Genomic DNA, 17,993 nt, shown 5'->3' with positions numbered 1-17,993 from the left:
AGTTCGGACTGATGTCAAAATGCCAATCGAAACCAAGGTGCCCGCTCAGGCTCCGCGTACGCTAGAGGCCTGGGTAAAGCTGCTAGAGAGTGTTCGCATCCCCGTGCCGAAGCACAGCTACGACCGGGTCATGGCTGCCATCCACGATAGCCGCCGCTCGCTGCGCGACATCGCCGAACTGATGCAGGACAGCCCGGCACTGGTGCTTTCGGTGATGCGCGAAGCGAATCACCCCACCAACGCCAGCCAGGCCGAGCCCGCCGAAAGCCTGGAAGTCGCCCTCAACCGCCTGGGCCTGGCGCGCAGCGAGCAACTGCTCAAGCGCCTGCCCGCGCTGCCCGTCGAAGAAATCCCGCCAGTGCTCAGCCAGTTCCAGCTGATTAGCCAGCACGCCTCGCAGCAGGCCAGCGGCCTGTTCGCCAGCCGCCTGGCACGCCTGTGGCAGGAAATTCACTGGGGCAGCCTGCTGTTCCTGTCACCGCTGTGGCCGCTGGCACTGGCCTACCCCAAGCTGCTCGACACCTGGGAGCTGCGGGTTATCCACAAGGGTGAGGACGCCGCCCAGGTAGAGGATGAGCTGTTTGGCGTGCGCATCATGGCGCTGTGCCAAACCATGGCGGAGTACTGGCGCCTGCCGCAGTGGGTAACACAGGGTTACCGCCTGCTGCTGGAGGAACGCGAACAACTGGCCCAAGTGCTGAGCATCGCCCGCGACGAAGACCTGCTCAGCCAGCAACACCGCCTGGATGCCGAGCCCGGCCTGCGCCGCTGGTTCAACCAGCCGGCCAACACCGTGCTGCTGGCCAACAACCTTGCACTGGCGGCGCAGGTGGGCTGGGACAACCCGCACCTGCTGCGCTGGCAACTGCTGACGGCGCTGTACCTGCAGACCTCGCTGGAAGACGTGCAGCAGCAAGTACACCAACAAGCTGCCGCCAGCGCCCGCCGCCACGCCAGGCATGCCCTGTTCCACCCGGCTGAAGCACTGATCTGGCCCTGGCACCAGCGCCGCCCGCACCCGGACATGCTGGCGCCGCCGCCACCCAGCAGCGACGACCTGGCGCGCTGGCGCAAGCTGTGCCAGGACCTGTTGGCCCAGCCCAGCCCGTTCACCAATACCGTGCACCTGGCCACCCAGGCCCGTGAAGCCCTGTTGGCCTGCGGCATGCAACGCATCATGCTGCTGAGCCTGGATAAAGCCAGTGACTACCTGCGCGTGCAGCAGATTGCCGGTCTACCCAAAGAGGCGGGGGCCCTGGCCCTGCAGGTGTCACAAAACAAACTGCTGCAAAAGCTGATGGCGCAGGCCGGGCAGCTGCGCATCACCCCAGAAAACCACAGCCAGTTCTCGGCCTTGCTGCCAGCCCCGCTGCGCGCCCTGTTCCGCAGCGAGCACGTGCTGCTGCGCTCGCTGGCGGTGAACGACCAGGTGCTGATGCTGATAGTGGCCGACCAGGGCTGCCGGCCTTTGGCCGATATCAGCGTGCAGGCCTTCGGCAAGACCGCACAATGCACCGAGCGGGCACTGTCGGTGTTTGCCAACCGCAAGGGCTGAGCCTTGCGCTACAATCGCCCCTCTTTCCACACTGGAGACCGTGGATGACTGACTTTTCCGGCCTGCCCCTGGTGATCGAAGCCGCGGACCTGCTGCCACGCCTGGGTTCGCCACAGCTGATCCTGGTCGACCTGAGCAGTGCCAACCGCTATGTCAGCGGGCATATCCCCGGCGCACGCTTTGTCGAAGGCAAGCGTACCCAGCTTGGCCAGCCTCCTGCGCCCGGCCTGCTGCCGCCCCTGGGCGAGCTGGAAAAACTGTTCAGCGAACTCGGCCACCGCGACGACGCTGTCTATGTGGTGTACGACGATGAAGGCGGTGGCTGGGCCGGGCGCTTCATCTGGCTGCTCGACGTGATCGGCCACAAGGCGTATCACTACCTCAATGGCGGTATCCAGGCCTGGCCGGCAGACACGTTGTCCACCGACGTGCCCGCCAGCGGCAACAGCCCGGTGCATCTGCGTATCGACAACGCCCCCACCGCCACCCGCGAGTACCTGCAAAGCCGCCTGGGCGCCGATGACCTGGTCATCTGGGACGCTCGCGGCCCGCAGGAATTCAGCGGCGAGAAGGTATTGGCAGCAAAGGGCGGGCACATACCCGGTGCTATCAACTTCGAGTGGACCGCCGGCATGGACCTCAACGACCACCTGCGCATTCGCCAGGACATCAAACAAGTCCTCGAGCAGCTGGGCATCACCCCTGACAAGGAAGTGATCACCCACTGCCAGACCCACCGCCGCTCCGGCTTCACTTATCTGGTGGCCAAGGCCCTCGGCTACCCACGCGTCAAGGCCTACGCCGGCTCGTGGAGCGAATGGGGCAACCACCCGGACACGCCTGTAGAAGTTTAAGGAACCTGCATGAAATCCCGTTTGTTCATCATCAGCCAGTACCTGCTGCCGCACCACCTGCTGTCGCGGCTGGCCGGCTGCATCGCCGAGTGCCGCGTGCGCTGGTTCAAGAATGCCTTTACCGCCTGGTTCGCCAAGCGCTACCAGGTAAACATGTCTGAAGCGCTGGTCGAGGACTTGAGCGCTTACGAGCACTTCAATGCGTTCTTCACCCGCGCCCTGAAGCCCGGTGCACGCCCGCTGGACGAAACCCCGGGCGCCATCCTGTGCCCGGCCGACGGCGCCGTCAGCCAGCTCGGCCCGATCGAGCACGGCCGCATCTTCCAGGCCAAGGGCCACGGTTACAGCGCGCAAGAGCTGCTGGGCGGCGACCCGGCCCTGGCAGCGCCGTTCATGGGCGGCGAGTTTGCCACCATCTACCTGTCGCCCAAGGACTACCACCGCGTGCACATGCCGCTGGCCGGCACCCTGCGCGAAATGGTCTATGTGCCGGGCCGTCTGTTCTCGGTCAACCAGACCACCGCAGAGAACGTTCCCGAGCTGTTCGCCCGCAACGAGCGCGTGGTGTGCCTGTTCGACACCGAGCGCGGGCCGATGGCCGTGGTGCTGGTGGGTGCGATGATCGTCGCCTCGATCGAAACCGTGTGGGCTGGATTGGTGACGCCGCCCAAGCGTGAGCTGAAGACCTTCCGTTACGACGAAGCCAGCCGTGCGCCGATCCACCTGGAGAAAGGTGCCGAGCTGGGCCGCTTCAAGCTGGGCTCGACCGCCATCGTGCTGTTCGGGCCGGAGCAGGTGAAGTGGGCTGAGAACCTGGGCGCTGGCTCCGCTGTAAGCATGGGGCAATTGTTGGCAGAGCCCGCCCAGGCTTGATTCAAGCTGGATGAAAAAGGCCCTGCTCATGCGGGGCCTTTTCATTGGGGCCGCTGTGCGGCCCTTCGCGGGCACGCCCGCTCCCACAAAGCATGGTGTCTACTCACGCTTTGAAGGTTCGCGCGATCACTGTGGGAGCGGGCATGCCCGCGAAGGGCTGCGAAGCAGCCCCAGGTTCCCGGGTCAGCCGCGAGCCTCGCGGTCGCGCAGGCCCAACAGGTACAGCACGCCATCCAGCCCCAGGGTGGAAATCGCCTGCTTGGCCGACTGGCGCACCAGCGGCTTGGCGCGGAACGCTACGCCCAGGCCGGCCAGCGACAGCATCGGCAGGTCGTTGGCGCCATCACCCACGGCGATGGTCTGCTCCAGCTGCAAGCCTTCTTCGCTGGCCAGCTGTTGCAGCAGCTCGGCCTTGCGCTGGGCATCGACGATTGGCTCGACAGCCACGCCGGTCACCTTGCCGTCGACCACTTCCAGCTCGTTGGCAAACACATAGTCGATGCCCAGGCGCGCCTGCACCTGGCGAGCAAAGTAGGTAAAGCCACCGGACAGGATGGCGGTCTTGTAACCCAGGCGCTTGAGCTCGGCGAACAGGTTTTCGGCACCCTCGGTCAAGCGCAGCGAGGCACCGATTTCGTCCAGCACACCCACATCCAGGCCTTTGAGTAGCGCCATGCGCTCCTTGAAGCTGGCGCGGAAGTCCAGTTCACCGCGCATGGCGCGCTCGGTGATCGCGGCCACCTGCTCACCCACGCCGGCCGCCTTGGCCAGTTCGTCGATGACTTCGGCTTCGATCAGCGTCGAGTCCATGTCGAACACCGCCAGGCGGCGGTTACGGCGGAACAAGTCGTCCTTCTGGAAGGCGATGTCGATGCTCAGCGCTTCGGCCAGGGCAAAGAAGTCCGCACGCAGGGCCTGGGCATCGCTCGGCGCACCACGCACGGAGATCTCGATGGCCGCCTTGCCCTTGTCGGTTTCGGCATCCAGCGCCACACGCGCCGACAAACGCTCGATGCGCTCGATGGTGAGGCCGTACTGGCTGATCACCGCGCTCACCCGCTGCAATTGCTCGGGGGTGATCTTGCGGCTGAGCAGGGTGACGATATGGCGCGCTTCGCCCTGGCCGTCAGCCCAGTGCTGGTAGTCCGCCTCGGAAATCGGCGTGTAGCGGGCCTGCAGGTTCAGTTCATGGGCCTTGGCCTGCACGCTTTGCAGCAGGGCGGTAGCCACTTCGTTGTCAGGGATGTCGACCAGGATACCGAACGACAAAGTGCCGTGCATGACCGCCAGGCCGATGTCGAGGATGCTCACACCGCCCTGCAGCAGGACGCCGGTGATAGCCGCAGTGAGACCGGGACGGTCCTCACCGGTGATGTTGATCAGGACGATTTCGCGCACAACCTGGCTCCGACTTCGATGAAAAATGCGCATTCTACCGATTTTCCGTGACCATCGGGCGCCAACGATACTTTGCCGACAAAACCCGGGTCGCTATACTGCCCCACACTTTCTGCCATTAAGAGCCGAGCTCAGTGAACCGGCCCACGCCCGTCAAACCAGACAATTTCTTCCTGATGATCTATCGTGCCCTGAGTCAACGCCGCGTGCCGCTGGCACTGCGCATCGCTTGCACCAACATCTTCCTGGTCGCGCTGGCGCTGGTGATCTATGCCTGCGTGATGGGCCTGCAGTTCAAGCAGGCCATGCACGAGCAGGCCGATGCCCTTGGCCAGAGCCTGACCACCCAGACCGCCACCTCGGCGACCGAGCTGCTGGTGTCCAACGACATCCTCAGTCTCAACGTGCTGCTGGGCAACCTGGTGAAAAACCCGCTGGTGGCCCACGCGGCCATCTACAGCGTGGACAACCGCATCCTCGCCGAGGCCGGCCAGCGCCCACGCAACAGCCTGCTGGGCGAGGCCGAGGGCCTGTACCAGACCAAGATCACCTTCCAGGACGTGACGGCCGGGCAACTGCGCATCAGCCTGGACATGAGCCAGTTCCAGCAGCCGATGCTGATCAGCCTGCAGAGCATGGGGATCATGGCAGCCATCCTGCTGGCCCTGGCCCTCAGCCTGAGCCTGCGACAGGGCCGCCACATCACCCTGCCGCTGCTGCAATTGCGGGTGTGGCTGCGAGACCCGCAGCCCTATACCCCGGCCACCGACCGCCAGGATGAGATCGGCGACATCGCCCGCCAGTTGCATGCGCGCCTGGCCCCGCCGCCACCGCCGGAGCCAGAGCTGGAGGAAGAGGACGACGAGCATTTCGACGACTTCCACGACGCAGCGCCGGCCCCCAAGGCCGCACCGCGCCCCAAGGTTGCCGCATTGGCCGAGGAAGATGACGACGAAGCCTTCGCCGGCCTGATGGACGACGACAGTGCGCCCAAAGCCGCCCCGGTCGAGTCTGACGAGCCGCAGTACAGCGCCGTACTAGCCGTGCAACTGGGCTCGCAAGAGCAACTGCGCCGCCTGCCGCGTACCCGCCTGACCGAGCTGACCGAACGCTACCGCGATTGCCTGGAGCATGCTGCCTCGCTCTATGACGGTGAAACCCACACGCTCAACGACGGCAGCACCCTGGTACTGTTCCACAGCCGCGACTGTGGCGAGGACTACCTGACCAACGCCATCTGCTGCGGCGAGCTGCTGCGCGCCCTGGGTCATGCCCTGCAGATCGAAGTGGCCGACAGCGGCATCACCCTTCAGCTGCAACTGGGCCTGGTTCTGGGCAACGACCTGCAAGGGCTGGAGCTGGTGGACCTGCTGATGGCCGAAAAGGCCCAGGATGCCCTGGCACTGTCACAGCACAGCCGCAACCTGTTGCTGGTGGAGCGGCAGATCAGCGATGACGCGCTGATTCGGCAGCGCGCCCGCATTCGCCCGATCGCCAGCCCTGAGGGTGCCTGCTGCGTGGAACGCTTGATGGAGCCTTACCCGTCGATGCTGGAGCGCCAGCTGGCACGCATGCACGAGCGCCGCGCCTGACAGTTTCCCCTTGTGGGAGCGGGCGCGCCCGCGAATCAGGCGCCGCGGTGCATGGCACCGGCTGCGCCGGTGTTCGCGGGCACGCCCGCTCCCACAAAGTCCGCATCTATCCTTTAGATACAAAAAAGCCCGCAACATATGCGGGCTTTTTTGTGGGTGTCAGTTCGATCAGAACCGATAAACTTCCATGTCGGTGCGAATCGGCGAGGCCATCGGGATCCTGGATTTCTCCGGCCCTTTCTTGACCTGCACCGGTGCAGCGGGCTTTTTCGGTGCTTCTTCGGCAATCGCCGGCTGGTTGGCCAGCGGCTTGACCGCGGTGCTCAGCTGTTCGGCCAGCTTCTGCAGCAGTTGGCCCTGGGCCTGAACCTGCGACGACTCGCTGCCCTCGTGCGGCTGCTCGAGGTGAACGATACGGTTGTCACGCACATGGCCACGGCGGTCCAGCAGACGCCACTGGGCATCCAGGATGGCCGGCTGGTTTTTGCCCGAGTCCAGCCGCGTGATCGACAACAGTACCTGCACGTCCGGGCTGAAGCCAGCGGTCGCCGGGGCCAGCACAACGCGCTGGCTGTCCAGGCGCCAGGCCAGTTGACGCACCAGCAGCTGGTCGATATCCGACGAAAGGCTGCCCGCCCAACGGCCGTCAGTGGCCGCGCTCAGGCTGCCGTCGGCTTGACGCTGCAGGAACGTCTCACGCTGCAGGTAATCGGCCACCGATACCGGGCCGAGTACCACGGCCATGCCCGCACTCTGCGACGGCTGGCCAGGATCACCACTGTCGAGCTGGTACAGGGCAACCGGCTGATGCATGGTGCACCCGCCAAGGCCCAGCAGGCCAGTCATCAACAGCGCAAATGGAAGGCGCAGAAGTTTCATCATCCCATCCAGGCGGTCGCCTACAGGCCACCGCAGTGATACATATAGATTCAAACGGGCACACGACTACGTCGGCACCGCGAGGGCCATATCATCCGCGAAATAACCGTCCGACTCCAGCATTTCTGCCCGGAACGGCGCTGAAATTGCCGTTCCAGACATTTCTGCCCTTTACGCCGGCACTTCCACCTGCAACCCATCGACGCGCTGGAAGCCGCGTGGCAGCTTGCTGCCTCGCCGTCCGCGCTCGCCCTTGTAATGCTCCAGGTCGTCCGCTTTCAGAGATAGGGTACGCTTGCCGGCTTGCAATACAAGGGTCGCGCCTTCGGCAATCACGGCCAGATCGGTGACAAATTCTTCACGGCTGGCGACCCGGTCGCCCGGCACGCCAATGATCTTGTTGCCCTTGCCCTTGCCCAGCTGCGGCAAGTCGCTGACCTTGAACACCAGCAGGCGGCCTTCAGTGGTCACGGCTGCCAGCCAGTCCTCCTCGCGATTGGCCACCGGGCGCGGGGTCATGACCTTGGCGCCGTTAGGCAGGCTGAGCAAACCCTTGCCGGCCTTGTTCTTGGCCTGCAAGTCTTCACCCTTGACCACGAAGCCGTAGCCCGCATCCGAGGCAACCACGTACAGCGCGTCGTCCTCCGGCAACAGCACACACTCGAAGGTGGCCCCTGGCGGTGGCGTCAGGCGGCCGGTCAGCGGCTCGCCCTGACCACGTGCCGAGGGCAAGCTGTGAGCCGCCACCGAGTAGCTGCGGCCCGTAGAGTCGATGAGCACGGCAAACTGGTTGGAACGCCCGGCTGCCGCGGCCTTGAAGCCATCACCGGCCTTGTACGACAAACCGGTGGCGTCGATATCGTGGCCTTTGGCGCAACGCACCCAGCCCTTCTCCGACAGCACCACGGTGACCGGCTCGGTCGGCATCAGCTCGTTTTCCGACAGGGCCTTGGCTTCGACGCGCTCGACGATGGGCGAACGGCGCGCGTCGCCGTAGGTTTCGGCGTCCTTGATCAGTTCGCTGCGCACCAGCTTGCGTAGCTTGGCCTCGCTGCCCAGCAGCGCCTGCAGCTTGGCTTGTTCCTTGAGGAGTTCGTCCTGTTCACCGCGGATTTTCATCTCTTCCAGGCGCGCCAGCTGACGCAGGCGGGTCTCGAGGATGTACTCAGCCTGGATTTCGCTCAGCTCGAAGCGGGCAATCAGGGCCTGCTTGGGGTGCTCCTCGGTACGGATGATGTGGATCACTTCATCCAGGTTGAGGAATGCGGTGAGCAAACCATCCAGCAGGTGCAGGCGCCTTTCTACCTTGTCCAGGCGATGCTGCAGCCGGCGGCGAACAGTGTTGGTACGAAACTCCAGCCATTCAACCAATATTGCACGCAGGTTCTTCAACTGCGGGCGGCCGTCCAGGCCAATGATATTGACGTTGACCCGGTAGCTGCTCTCCAGGTCGGTGGTGGCGAACAGGTGCTGCATCAGTTCGTCGGCATCCACACGGTTGGAGCGCGGGATGATGACGATGCGGCACGGGTTCTCGTGATCGGATTCGTCACGCAGGTCCGCCACCATCGGCAGTTTCTTGGCCTGCATCTGTGCGGCAATCTGCTCCAGCACCTTGGCCCCGGAGACCTGGTGCGGCAGTGCAGTCACAACGATGTCGCCATCCTCGACGCGGTAAACGGCACGCATGCGGATCGAGCCGCGGCCGCTTTCGTACATCTTGAGGATTTCTGCCCGTGGCGTGATGATTTCCGCCTCGGTGGGGTAATCCGGCCCCTGGATGTGCTCGCACAACTGCTCGATGGTGGCCTTGGGCTCGTCGAGCAGGCGCACGCAGGCACTGGCTACCTCACGCAGGTTGTGCGGAGGCACGTCGGTGGCCATGCCCACGGCGATACCGGTGGTACCGTTGAGCAGGATGTTGGGCAGGCGCGCAGGCAGCACGGCCGGCTCCTGCAGGGTACCGTCAAAGTTCGGTACCCAATCCACGGTACCTTGGCCAACTTCGCTGAGCAGCACTTCGGCGTAGCGTGACAGCCGCGCCTCGGTATAACGCATGGCGGCGAACGACTTCGGATCGTCCGGCGCCCCCCAGTTACCCTGGCCATCGACCAGCGTGTAGCGGTAGCTGAACGGTTGCGCCATCAGCACCATGGCCTCGTAGCAGGCCGAGTCGCCGTGGGGGTGGAACTTGCCGAGCACGTCACCGACGGTACGCGCCGACTTCTTGTGCTTGGCATCGGCATCGAGCCCCAACTCGCTCATGGCATAGACGATGCGTCGCTGCACCGGCTTCAGGCCATCGCCGATGTGCGGCAAGGCGCGGTCCATGATCACGTACATGGAATAGTTGAGGTAGGCCTGTTCGGTGAAGTCAGCCAGCGAGCGGCGTTCGACGCCGTCCAGGCTGAGTTCCAGTGAGTCGCTCATGCGGGCCTCGTCATTTCAGGTTCTGGCGTAGCAGCATGGTGCCGCCGCGCTGGGTAAATTCAAGTTGTTTCAGGGCACTCATGCCCAGCAATACGGTTTGCCCGTCCAGCCCCGGCACCACGATGGCGCGCACATCCTGCAGGCGGATATCGCCCAGCTGCAGGCTGGCCAGGCGTGTGCGGTAGCCTTCGGTGCGGCCATTGGCGGTACTGAGCAGCACCGGGCTGCCGCGCTCAAGGTTCAGGCCACGGGCCAACGCCTCGGGGATCGCCACATCGGTGGCGCCGGTGTCGAGCATGAAATGCACCAGCTGGCCGTTGATCGCGCCATCCACCATGAAGTGGCCCTGGCCGTTGCCCAGCAGGCGCACTTCGACAAAGCCGTCGCCATGCTCGGACTGCACCTGGGCATTGGGGTTGCGCTGGCTGTCTTCCCACTGGCCGAAAAAGCGCGTGGCAAGGAACAGCGCCGCCGCCCAGGCGACGATCATCAGTACCCTGCCCGCCCGCTTGCCCGGCGCCTGGCTCATGGCTTGGCGCTCCAGCCACCTTCCGGTGCCTCGAAGCGCCAGACGATCGGGCGCGTCTCGCCATCGGCGCGGGCGCCGTTGTTGTTGTCCAGGCCGACCCAGGCGCCCTTGGCATCGATCACAAGGGCCTCGGCCAGGCCGAACGGTTGCGGGTAGCGGCGCGCGTCGACCAGGGCATCGGCCGCAAACGACCAGCAGCGCTCGACCTTGCCGCTGTCGGCATCCCGCCGACAGACCCGGTAGGCATTGCGTTCGAGGGTGAACAGCTTGCCCTCGAACCAGGCCAGGTCGGCAAAGTCGCGCGACAGTGCCCGGGCGTTGGGCATTTGCGCAGGCTGCATCTCGACCCCGGCCTCGCTCAGCAGCACACAGCTGCGTCCGCAGGTCCACACCGATTGCTGGCGCTCGATGGCCACCAGGCCACGGCGCTCGCGTTCGGCGGCCAGCCACAGGCGGTCGCCCGCCGGGTTGATCGCCAGGCCTTCGAACAGGGCATTGAAGTTCAGCAGCATGCCACTGGCGCGGGCCTGGCGCACCATGGCCGGGTCGATCTTCAACCAGTCCGGCTCGCCTTGCACCGGCAACTGCAACACGGCGGCATGGGCTTCGCTTGCCAGGTACAGGTTACCCGCCTGGTCACAGGTGATGCCTTCAAAGTCCAGCTCCCCACCGCGAATGTAGGACGCCGCCCAATTGCGCGACTTGAGGCCCCACGGCAGGCCGCTTTCCGGCGGCGGTGGCGGGGTGAAGGTCAGCGGTTGCGCGCGCCAGGTCGGGTTCTGCTGGTCGAAGCGGTAGATGCGGTTGTCGTCGCGGTCGGACACGCCCCACAGCCCACCCCGGCATTGCGCCAGGCCGGACAGGTTGCCACCGCGCATGCCGTCGATCGGGTGCTCGACACTGAGCTTCAGCTCCGGCCAGTTACCGGCCAGGGCGGGCAAGGCAACCAACGCAAGGCAAACGGCAAGAACGTGCCGAATCAAACCATGACCTCGGCCAGGTTGCCTTTGGTTTCCAGCCAGCTCTTGCGGTCACCGGCGCGTTTCTTGGCCAGCAGCTTGTCCATCAGCTCGCAGGTGGCCTCGACGTCATCCAGGGTCAGCTGCACCAGGCGCCGGGTGTTCGGGTCCATGGTGGTTTCACGCAGCTGTGGCGGGTTCATCTCGCCCAAACCCTTGAAGCGGGTGACCTGTGGCTTGCCGCGCTTCTTCTCGGCCACCAGGCGGTCGAGGATGCCGTCACGCTCGGCTTCGTCGAGGGCGTAGTAGATTTCCTTGCCCAGGTCGATGCGGTACAGCGGCGGCATGGCCACGTACACATGCCCGGCCTCCACCAGCGCGCGGAAGTGCTGAACGAACAGCGCGCACAGCAGCGTGGCGATGTGCAGGCCGTCGGAGTCGGCGTCGGCAAGGATGCAGACTTTGCCGTAGCGCAGTTGCGCCAGGTCTGTGGCACCCGGGTCGACACCGATGGCCACGGCGATGTTGTGCACCTCCTGGCTGGCCAGGACTTCGCCACCGTCCACTTCCCAGGTGTTTAGGATCTTGCCGCGCAGCGGCAGGATCGCCTGGTACTCCTTGTCCCGTGCCTGCTTGGCCGAGCCACCTGCCGAGTCACCCTCGACCAGGAACAGTTCGGCACGCATCGGGTCCTGGCCGGCGCAATCGGCCAGCTTGCCCGGCAGTGCCGGGCCCTGGGTAATGCGCTTGCGCTCGACCTTCTTGCTGGCCTTGAGGCGGCGCCCGGCGTTGCTGATGGCCAGCTCTGCCAGTTGCATGCCCAGCTCGGGGTGGGCATTGAGCCACAGGCTGAAGGCGTCCTTGACCACGCCGGAAACAAAGGCAGCCGCCTCGCGTGATGACAGGCGCTCTTTGGTCTGCCCGGAGAACTGCGGCTCCTGCATTTTCATCGAGAGCACGAAAGAGATGCGCTCCCAGACGTCCTCTGGCGCCAGCTTCACGCCGCGCGGCAGCAGATTGCGGAACTCGCAGAACTCACGCATGGCATCCAGCAGGCCCTGACGCAGGCCATTGACATGGGTGCCGCCCTGCGCAGTGGGGATCAGGTTGACGTAGCTTTCCTGGACGCTGTCGCCGCCTTCTGGCAACCACAGCAATGCCCAGTCTGCGGCTTCCTTGTTGCCCGCCAGGCTGCCGCAGAACGGCTCGTCAGGCAGGCGCTGGAACTCGCTGACCGCATCGACCAGGTACGAACGCAGGCCGTCTTCATAGTGCCACTCGACCTTCTCGCCGCTGGCCTTGTCTTCGAAGCTGACCAGCAGGCCGGGGCACAGCACGGCCTTGGCCTTGAGCACATGCTTGAGGCGGCTGATGGAGAACTTGGGCGAGTCGAAGTACTTGGGGTCTGGGCTGAAGTAGACGCTGGTGCCGGTATTGCGCTTGCCGACCGAGCCGACCACTTCCAGCTCGCTGGCCTTGAAGCCATCGGCGAAGGTCATCTGGTATTCGTTGCCGTCACGCTTGACGCGCACGCGCACCTGGGTCGACAGGGCGTTGACCACCGAGATACCCACACCGTGCAAACCACCGGAGAACTGGTAGTTCTTGTTGGAGAACTTGCCGCCGGCGTGCAGCTTGGTAAGGATCAGCTCGACTCCGGACACGCCTTCTTCCGGGTGGATGTCCACTGGCATGCCGCGGCCATCGTCGCTGACCTCCAGCGAATGGTCGGCATGCAGGATGACCTGGACCGAACGGGCGTGGCCGGCCAGGGCTTCGTCGACACTGTTGTCGATGACTTCCTGGGCCAGGTGGTTGGGGCGGCTGGTATCGGTGTACATGCCCGGCCGCTTGCGGACCGGGTCAAGGCCCGAGAGGACTTCGATGGCGTCTGCGTTATAGGCGCTAGCGCTGGGATTGGCCATAGGGTCTCGTCGTCAGTCTGGTGAGTGCAAAAAAGTCAAAATACAGAAAAATCGAGCGCCGCATACTGCCCGCGAGCAATACCGGCAAAAGCCAGCAGAGCCGGTAGGCGCTCGGCGAAGCCCTGGAAGCTGTGATCGCCACTGGCCTGAATACGCAGGGCGCATGCACGGTAATAGCGCTCGGCATGGCGATAGTCCAGGGTTTCATCGGCGGTTTGCAGCCACACTTGATAGCGGCTGGCATCTACCGGGGCCGGCACTTCCAGCTCGGCCAGGGCCTGTACGTGATCGTGGGTCAGTTCCCAGGTTTCACCGCTGTAATGATTGCGCTGAGTGCCCAGGTACCCGTCGAAATGCTTGTGCGGGGTTACCGCCGGGTTGACCAGCAGGGCCTTGAGGCCATGGCGCTCGGCCAGATGAGTGGCATAGTAGCCGCCGAGCGAACTGCCCACCAGCAGTGGCGCACCCAGTTCGGCGATGGCCGCTTCGAGCTGGGCGATGGCCTGCCGCGGGTGGTGATGCAAGGCGGGCACACGTAGCTGGGCCGACAGGCCCAGTTGCTGCATCACGGCTTCGAGCTGGCGCGCCTTGGTTGAAAGCGGCGAGCTGTTGAAGCCATGGATATAGAGGATGGAACCCGACATGCTGCCCCCGGAATCTGTGGCTTCGCGCCTGATGATGCGGGCGCAGGGACGCGCAGTGTAGCGCGTTCGCCGGGTTTTGACGCAGTGTCACGGGTTTCGCAACAATTTCTTCAAGAAAGCCGGGGCCGCTGCGCAGCCCATCGCCGGCAAGCCAGCTCCCACAGGTACTGCACATGGCTTGAAGCCGATGCGGTCGGTGTGGGAGCTGGCTTGCCGGCGATGGGCTGCGCAGCGGCCCCGGATTCTTCAATAACCTGGGCTATCGAAGTCGAGTTTCACCTCAAAGTCCGTGGCCCGCTCCACCCCGGTTTCCAACCGCCCGTCGGCGTGCAGGCGCAACCAGCGGTACCCGGGATGCTCTTCGCTCACCTTGAAGTCTTCGCTGCCGGCCGCGAACTGAATACAGGTCGAGGGCGTAGCCAGCAGGCGCCGGCCATCGCGCAGCTCATCCCATTCCTGATGCACATGTCCCCACAGCAACGCCCGCACCTGTGGATAAGCCCCGACGATGTCGAACAGGGCCTGGACATTGCGCAAGCCGATCGGCGCGATCCAGGCGCAACCGATGTCCACCGGCTGATGGTGGAAACACACCAGGCAATGCCGCTCGCCTGCCTCTTTCAAGGCGGCTTCCAGCACTGCCAGCTGATCACGCTCCAGCAGACCGTGTGTCGCCCCATGCACCGCCGTGTCGAGCATGACAACACGCCAGGCGCCAATATCGGTTACCGCTTGCACAAGCTCCGGGGCCACTTCGGCCATGACCCGGGCCTCGTCATGGTTGCCCGGCAACCAGCGAGTGGGCACGGCAAACGGCGCAGTCAGATCCCGGAACGCTTGATAAGAGGCAACGCTGGCGTCCTGGGACAGATCACCCGTGCACAACAGCAAATCGACAAGCGGCTGCTCGCGCCGCACCTGGGCCACCACATGGCGCAGGCTGTCACGGGTATTGAGCCCCAGCATGCTGCCGGCCGGGTCGGCGAAAAGATGGGCGTCGGTCAGTTGCACCACATGAACAGGGCGCGTGTTGTCTGGGTACATGTCAGCGAACGCTTGCCAGTTCGTGGCCGCAGGCCAGGCAGTGGCTCAGCCACTCACCGAGGAACAGGTTGAGCTGGGCCTTTTCGTCCGGCTGGTGCATGGCCTCGTTCGGATACGGGTAGATACTGCGCAGGCGCCGGGTGTGTTCGGCACTGACCACTTCGGCCATGCGTGCATCATGGTACACCTGCACTTCCAGGTGCGGCACCGGCAGCCACGGCAAGCTGTGCTCCTGACGCACATGCAAGGTGGTGGTGTACGGGCAGGCCAACACCACGTCCAGCACCAGCACGCCAAGCATCTGGTCGCCCTGGGTCATGCCGATGCGGCGCGAGCTCTGGGTGGTGCGCATGTCGGGCAACAGGCGCATCAGCCGGGCGTAGTTGGCCTCGCAGGCGGCCTGCAGCCCGACCAGGTCGACTCGATAGCGCTCGCGCAGCAGGTTCACTTCCACATACCTCTTACTTCGTCACGGTTCAGCGCCAGCCATTGCAAGCCGATGATAGTCGCCGCGTTGCAGATGCGCCCGTCGCGCACCGCCTGCAAGGCATCCTCGAACGACCACACGCGCACGCGGATGTCTTCGCCCTCTTCTTCCAGGCCATGCAGCCCGCCCGCGCCCTCGCTGCTGCAACGGCCAAGGAACAGGTGAACGTATTCGTCACTGCCGCCGGGCGACGGGAAGTAGCGGGTCATCGGCCACAGGGCGCTGAACGTCAGGCCGGCTTCTTCCTCGGCTTCGCGATGGGCGACTTCCTCGGGTTGCTCATCCTTGTCGATCAGCCCGGCGACCATCTCGATCAGCCAGGGGTTGGCGACCTTGTCCAGCGCGCCGACACGGAACTGCTCGATCAGCACCACTTCATCGCGCAACGGGTCGTAAGGCAGCACACACACCGCATCGTGGCGCACAAACAGTTCGCGGCTGATCTCGCGGCCCATGCCACCAGCAAACAGCTCGTGGCGCAGGTGCACCTTGTCGAGCTTGTAGAAGCCCTGGAAGCAATTGGCCCGCTTGACGATCTCGACCGCCTTGGGCACCGAATTCAACGTGTCTGACATGGAAATCCTCGTTACCTCAATTACCGCATCGCGCCATCCTACTCTGCACGCTTTCGCGTTTCACCCCTTTCCGGCAACCGTTCGCACACTCGGGACAGCGCGTCTTCACTCTGTTAGCTTAGTGGCGAACTGAAGGCCGCGCAGACGGTCAAAGGCCGACTTTTCCCTGTTCTGCAAGGATCATCATGACACTTGTCAAACTGACTTCCGTGGCCGTGCTGGCACTCGCTCTGGGCGCCTGCCAGAGCCTGTTCACGCCCAACTACCGGGCCCCGCTCGAGGTCAAGCGCGACGCCTGGGAGCATGTCAAACCCGGCTGCAGCGAAAGCGACTGCCCGCTGGTGAACATCGACATGGTCCACTTCCCGGCCCTGCCCGCGCTCGACGGCATCGTCGAAAAACGCCTGCTGCAACTGACCGAAGACAATCAGCATGGCACCGCGCCAAGCACCTTGCAGGCCTACGAACAGCAATACCTGGCCAGTGCCGACAAACGTAACAGCAGTTATCTGCAAGCCAAGGTACGCGAGCAGCATGACGGGCTGGTGATCATCGAGTTGTCCAGCTACCTGGACAGCGGTGGCGCCCACGGCATGCCCGGGCGCGGCTTCATCAACTATTCGCGCAAGCTGGACAAGGTGCTGACCTTGCAGGACATGCTGGTGCCAGGCCAGGAGGACACCTTCTGGAAAACCGTCGAGGAGTCGCACCGCGCCTGGCTGATGAGCGTGGGCATGGACAAGGACGCCGAGTTCGTCAAGACCTGGCCGTTCAAGAAGTCGCCGCACATCGCCCTGACGTACGGCGCGTTAGTGGTCAAGTACGAGGTCTACGCCATCGCGCCCTATTCCATGGGCCACGTGGAGCTGAAAATCCCCTACCCGCGCCTGAATGGCGTACTCAAGCCTGAGCTGTTTCCCGGCCGCGGCTGAAGCTCAGTAGCCCATGCAGTACACCTGCCAGCAGCAGTGCTGGCAGGGTAGCCCCCAGCTCCGGGGCGTTGGCGGCAATCAGGTGATAGGCCACCACCCCCGCAAACCAGGCCACCAGTGCCTGCCAGTGCAAGCCGCCGACCTGTGCCGGCAAGCGGCGACGACGAACCACGTAGTGGTCCATCAACACCACGCCGAACAGCGGCGCGAACACCGAACCGATCAGCAGCAGGAAGTTCTCGTACTGGGCCAGTGGCGCCAGCAGGGCGATCAGGGTGCACAGCACGCCGATGGCCAGCGCCAGGTGCTCGACCTTCACAGGCACCAGCACGCCGGTGGAAACCGCTGCCGAGTGGATGTCGGCGAAGGCCTTTTCCGACTCGTCCAGCAGAATGAGCAGCAACGGAATACCCATGCCGGCGCCCGCCAGGGCCAGCAACAGGGCATTGACCTCGCCACTGGCGGCGAAGGCCAGGGTGTAGGCCACGCCCAGGCTCATCAGCCAGGTGTTGCCGATGAAATAGCCAATGACCGTGCCGCCGAACACATGCTTGCCGTTGCGGGCGAAGCGCGAGTAGTCGGCGATCAGCGGCAGCCAGGACAGCGGCATGGCGATGACGATGTCGAAACCCACGGCCAACGACATCGAACCGTCACCGGCGCGGCCCCACAGTTCAGCCAGGTCGGCCTTGGCGAACAGGTTCCAGGTCAGCCACAGGCAAGCGCCCAGCAACACCCAGATACCCCAGGCGCGCAGGACCTTGCGCACGAAGGCCAGGGGCCCGCTGACGGCCAGCAGGGTGGCCAGGGCACCGAAACACAGGGTCCAGAGCATCGGGCTGTTCCAGGCACTGTCATCGCTGAACGCCCGCGCGCCCAGCAGGCTGGCGGCATCGCGCATGACGATGATCTCGAAGGCGCCCCAACCCACCAGTTGCAGCAGGTTGAGCACAGCCGGCAAGCGCGCGCCATGGCTGCCCAGGCTGAGTTTCAGGGTGCCCATGGCCGACAGGCCGGTGTCGCTGCCGATGACGCCAGCGGCGCCCAGCAACAGCACCCCGACCCCGGTGCCCAGAGCGATGGCCAGTACCGCGCCGGCGAGGCCAAGGCCTGGGGCCAGCATCGCGCCGACCTGCAGCACCATCAGGCCGATGCCGAGGGAGAACCACAGCGAGAACAGGTCTCGGGCGCCGAAGATACGCTGGTGGGTGGGGACAGGGTGGTCGGGGGAGAATCGGCTGGGGGTGGTCATGCTTGCTGGCGCTCGGCAGAGGAATATGGATGTACGCGGTCGTTGTAGGAGCGGCCTTGTGTCGC

General features: G+C 64.6%; 16 protein-coding genes. 5 read left to right on the top strand and 11 right to left on the bottom strand.

Going from position 1 to position 17,993, the window contains the following annotated elements; all coding sequences use genetic code 11:
* The first annotated feature begins 19 nt into the window (after positions 1-19).
* From JOY50_RS17170 to asd, 3 genes are read left to right on the top strand one after another with little or no spacing between them, the layout of a single operon-like run.
* Complete coding sequence (locus JOY50_RS17170) at positions 20-1,555, top strand: HDOD domain-containing protein (protein ID WP_019471323.1); 1,536 nt, start codon at positions 20-22, stop codon at positions 1,553-1,555.
* Positions 1,556-1,599: 44 nt separating this feature from the next.
* Complete coding sequence (locus JOY50_RS17165) at positions 1,600-2,409, top strand: rhodanese-like domain-containing protein (protein WP_019471322.1); 810 nt, start codon at positions 1,600-1,602, stop codon at positions 2,407-2,409.
* 9 nt (positions 2,410-2,418) lie between these two features.
* On the top strand, positions 2,419-3,282 hold the full coding sequence (gene asd, locus JOY50_RS17160) for an archaetidylserine decarboxylase (protein ID WP_019471321.1): 864 nt from the start codon (positions 2,419-2,421) through the stop codon (positions 3,280-3,282).
* 183 nt (positions 3,283-3,465) lie between these two features.
* Here asd and serB read toward each other — a convergent pair whose 3' ends face one another.
* Positions 3,466-4,680 carry a phosphoserine phosphatase SerB gene (gene serB / locus JOY50_RS17155; protein ID WP_165931638.1) on the bottom strand — a complete coding sequence of 405 codons (1,215 nt, stop codon included), beginning with the start codon at positions 4,678-4,680 and terminating at the stop codon, positions 3,466-3,468.
* Between the two features lie 134 nt (positions 4,681-4,814).
* On the opposite strand from serB, the gene JOY50_RS17150 reads away from it, so the two are divergent.
* A complete protein-coding gene (locus tag JOY50_RS17150) occupies positions 4,815-6,272 on the top strand; it encodes an AhpA/YtjB family protein (protein WP_132845057.1) in 1,458 nt (485 codons plus the stop codon).
* Positions 6,273-6,440: 168 nt separating this feature from the next.
* On the opposite strand, the gene JOY50_RS17145 is transcribed toward JOY50_RS17150, so the two are convergent.
* From JOY50_RS17145 to JOY50_RS17105, 9 genes are all read right to left on the bottom strand, one after another.
* Entirely contained in the window at positions 6,441-7,151 is a 711-nt protein-coding gene (locus JOY50_RS17145; protein WP_132845059.1) for a membrane integrity-associated transporter subunit PqiC, read from the bottom strand.
* A 171-nt stretch (positions 7,152-7,322) separates the two neighbouring features.
* Complete coding sequence (gene parC, locus JOY50_RS17140; RefSeq protein WP_243055566.1) at positions 7,323-9,581, bottom strand: DNA topoisomerase IV subunit A; 2,259 nt, start codon at positions 9,579-9,581, stop codon at positions 7,323-7,325.
* Between the two features lie 10 nt (positions 9,582-9,591).
* Positions 9,592-10,110, bottom strand: a complete 519-nt coding sequence (locus JOY50_RS17135; RefSeq protein ID WP_132845061.1) for a TIGR02281 family clan AA aspartic protease — start codon at positions 10,108-10,110, stop codon at positions 9,592-9,594.
* Positions 10,107-11,093 carry an esterase-like activity of phytase family protein gene (locus tag JOY50_RS17130; RefSeq protein WP_243055565.1) on the bottom strand — a complete coding sequence of 329 codons (987 nt, stop codon included), beginning with the start codon at positions 11,091-11,093 and terminating at the stop codon, positions 10,107-10,109. Before JOY50_RS17130 ends, JOY50_RS17135 begins: the two co-directional genes overlap by 4 nt.
* Positions 11,090-12,994 (bottom strand): DNA topoisomerase IV subunit B, encoded by a 1,905-nt coding sequence (parE, locus tag JOY50_RS17125; RefSeq protein ID WP_016489465.1) that lies wholly within the window; start codon positions 12,992-12,994, stop codon positions 11,090-11,092. Before parE ends, JOY50_RS17130 begins: the two co-directional genes overlap by 4 nt.
* 35 nt (positions 12,995-13,029) lie before the next feature.
* A complete protein-coding gene (locus JOY50_RS17120; protein WP_132845065.1) occupies positions 13,030-13,638 on the bottom strand; it encodes a YqiA/YcfP family alpha/beta fold hydrolase in 609 nt (202 codons plus the stop codon).
* 246 nt (positions 13,639-13,884) lie between these two features.
* Positions 13,885-14,682 carry a 3',5'-cyclic-AMP phosphodiesterase gene (gene cpdA / locus JOY50_RS17115; RefSeq protein ID WP_138736294.1) on the bottom strand — a complete coding sequence of 266 codons (798 nt, stop codon included), beginning with the start codon at positions 14,680-14,682 and terminating at the stop codon, positions 13,885-13,887.
* A 1-nt stretch (position 14,683) separates the two neighbouring features.
* A complete protein-coding gene (locus tag JOY50_RS17110) occupies positions 14,684-15,136 on the bottom strand; it encodes a DUF1249 domain-containing protein (RefSeq protein ID WP_016501905.1) in 453 nt (150 codons plus the stop codon).
* Positions 15,127-15,744: an NUDIX domain-containing protein gene (locus JOY50_RS17105; protein WP_016501906.1), complete on the bottom strand. Its 618-nt coding sequence runs from the start codon at positions 15,742-15,744 to the stop codon at positions 15,127-15,129. Before JOY50_RS17105 ends, JOY50_RS17110 begins: the two co-directional genes overlap by 10 nt.
* Before the next feature lie 185 nt (positions 15,745-15,929).
* Between JOY50_RS17105 and JOY50_RS17100 the strand changes: the two genes are divergently transcribed.
* Positions 15,930-16,676, top strand: a complete 747-nt coding sequence (locus JOY50_RS17100; RefSeq protein ID WP_132845069.1) for an RsiV family protein — start codon at positions 15,930-15,932, stop codon at positions 16,674-16,676.
* Here JOY50_RS17100 and cytX read toward each other — a convergent pair.
* Complete coding sequence (gene cytX / locus JOY50_RS17095; protein ID WP_132845071.1) at positions 16,645-17,928, bottom strand: putative hydroxymethylpyrimidine transporter CytX; 1,284 nt, start codon at positions 17,926-17,928, stop codon at positions 16,645-16,647. The genes JOY50_RS17100 and cytX overlap by 32 nt on opposite strands.
* Positions 17,929-17,993: the final 65 nt, after the last annotated feature.

The sequence above is a fragment of the Pseudomonas sp. BP01 genome, from assembly GCF_022760795.1.
Taxonomy (GTDB): Bacteria; Pseudomonadota; Gammaproteobacteria; order Pseudomonadales; family Pseudomonadaceae; genus Aquipseudomonas; species Aquipseudomonas putida_Q.
Note: the sequence above shows the minus strand (reverse complement) of the source record. Positions and strands in the feature narration are given on the sequence as shown.

What these genes read in the sequence shown, in the direction of transcription:
- JOY50_RS17145 (WP_132845059.1), bottom strand. Translation starts at nt 7,151, where the DNA reads ATGAAACTTCTGCGCCTTCCATTTGCGCTGTTGATGACTGGCCTGCTG.
- JOY50_RS17120 (WP_132845065.1), bottom strand. Translation starts at nt 13,638, where the DNA reads ATGTCGGGTTCCATCCTCTATATCCATGGCTTCAACAGCTCGCCGCTT.
- asd (WP_019471321.1), top strand. Translation starts at nt 2,419, where the DNA reads ATGAAATCCCGTTTGTTCATCATCAGCCAGTACCTGCTGCCGCACCAC.
- cytX (WP_132845071.1), bottom strand. Translation starts at nt 17,928, where the DNA reads ATGACCACCCCCAGCCGATTCTCCCCCGACCACCCTGTCCCCACCCAC.
- JOY50_RS17165 (WP_019471322.1), top strand. Translation starts at nt 1,600, where the DNA reads ATGACTGACTTTTCCGGCCTGCCCCTGGTGATCGAAGCCGCGGACCTG.
- JOY50_RS17100 (WP_132845069.1), top strand. Translation starts at nt 15,930, where the DNA reads ATGACACTTGTCAAACTGACTTCCGTGGCCGTGCTGGCACTCGCTCTG.
- parE (WP_016489465.1), bottom strand. Translation starts at nt 12,994, where the DNA reads ATGGCCAATCCCAGCGCTAGCGCCTATAACGCAGACGCCATCGAAGTC.
- JOY50_RS17170 (WP_019471323.1), top strand. Translation starts at nt 20, where the DNA reads ATGCCAATCGAAACCAAGGTGCCCGCTCAGGCTCCGCGTACGCTAGAG.
- parC (WP_243055566.1), bottom strand. Translation starts at nt 9,581, where the DNA reads ATGAGCGACTCACTGGAACTCAGCCTGGACGGCGTCGAACGCCGCTCG.
- JOY50_RS17105 (WP_016501906.1), bottom strand. Translation starts at nt 15,744, where the DNA reads ATGTCAGACACGTTGAATTCGGTGCCCAAGGCGGTCGAGATCGTCAAG.
- JOY50_RS17135 (WP_132845061.1), bottom strand. Translation starts at nt 10,110, where the DNA reads ATGAGCCAGGCGCCGGGCAAGCGGGCGGGCAGGGTACTGATGATCGTC.
- cpdA (WP_138736294.1), bottom strand. Translation starts at nt 14,682, where the DNA reads ATGTACCCAGACAACACGCGCCCTGTTCATGTGGTGCAACTGACCGAC.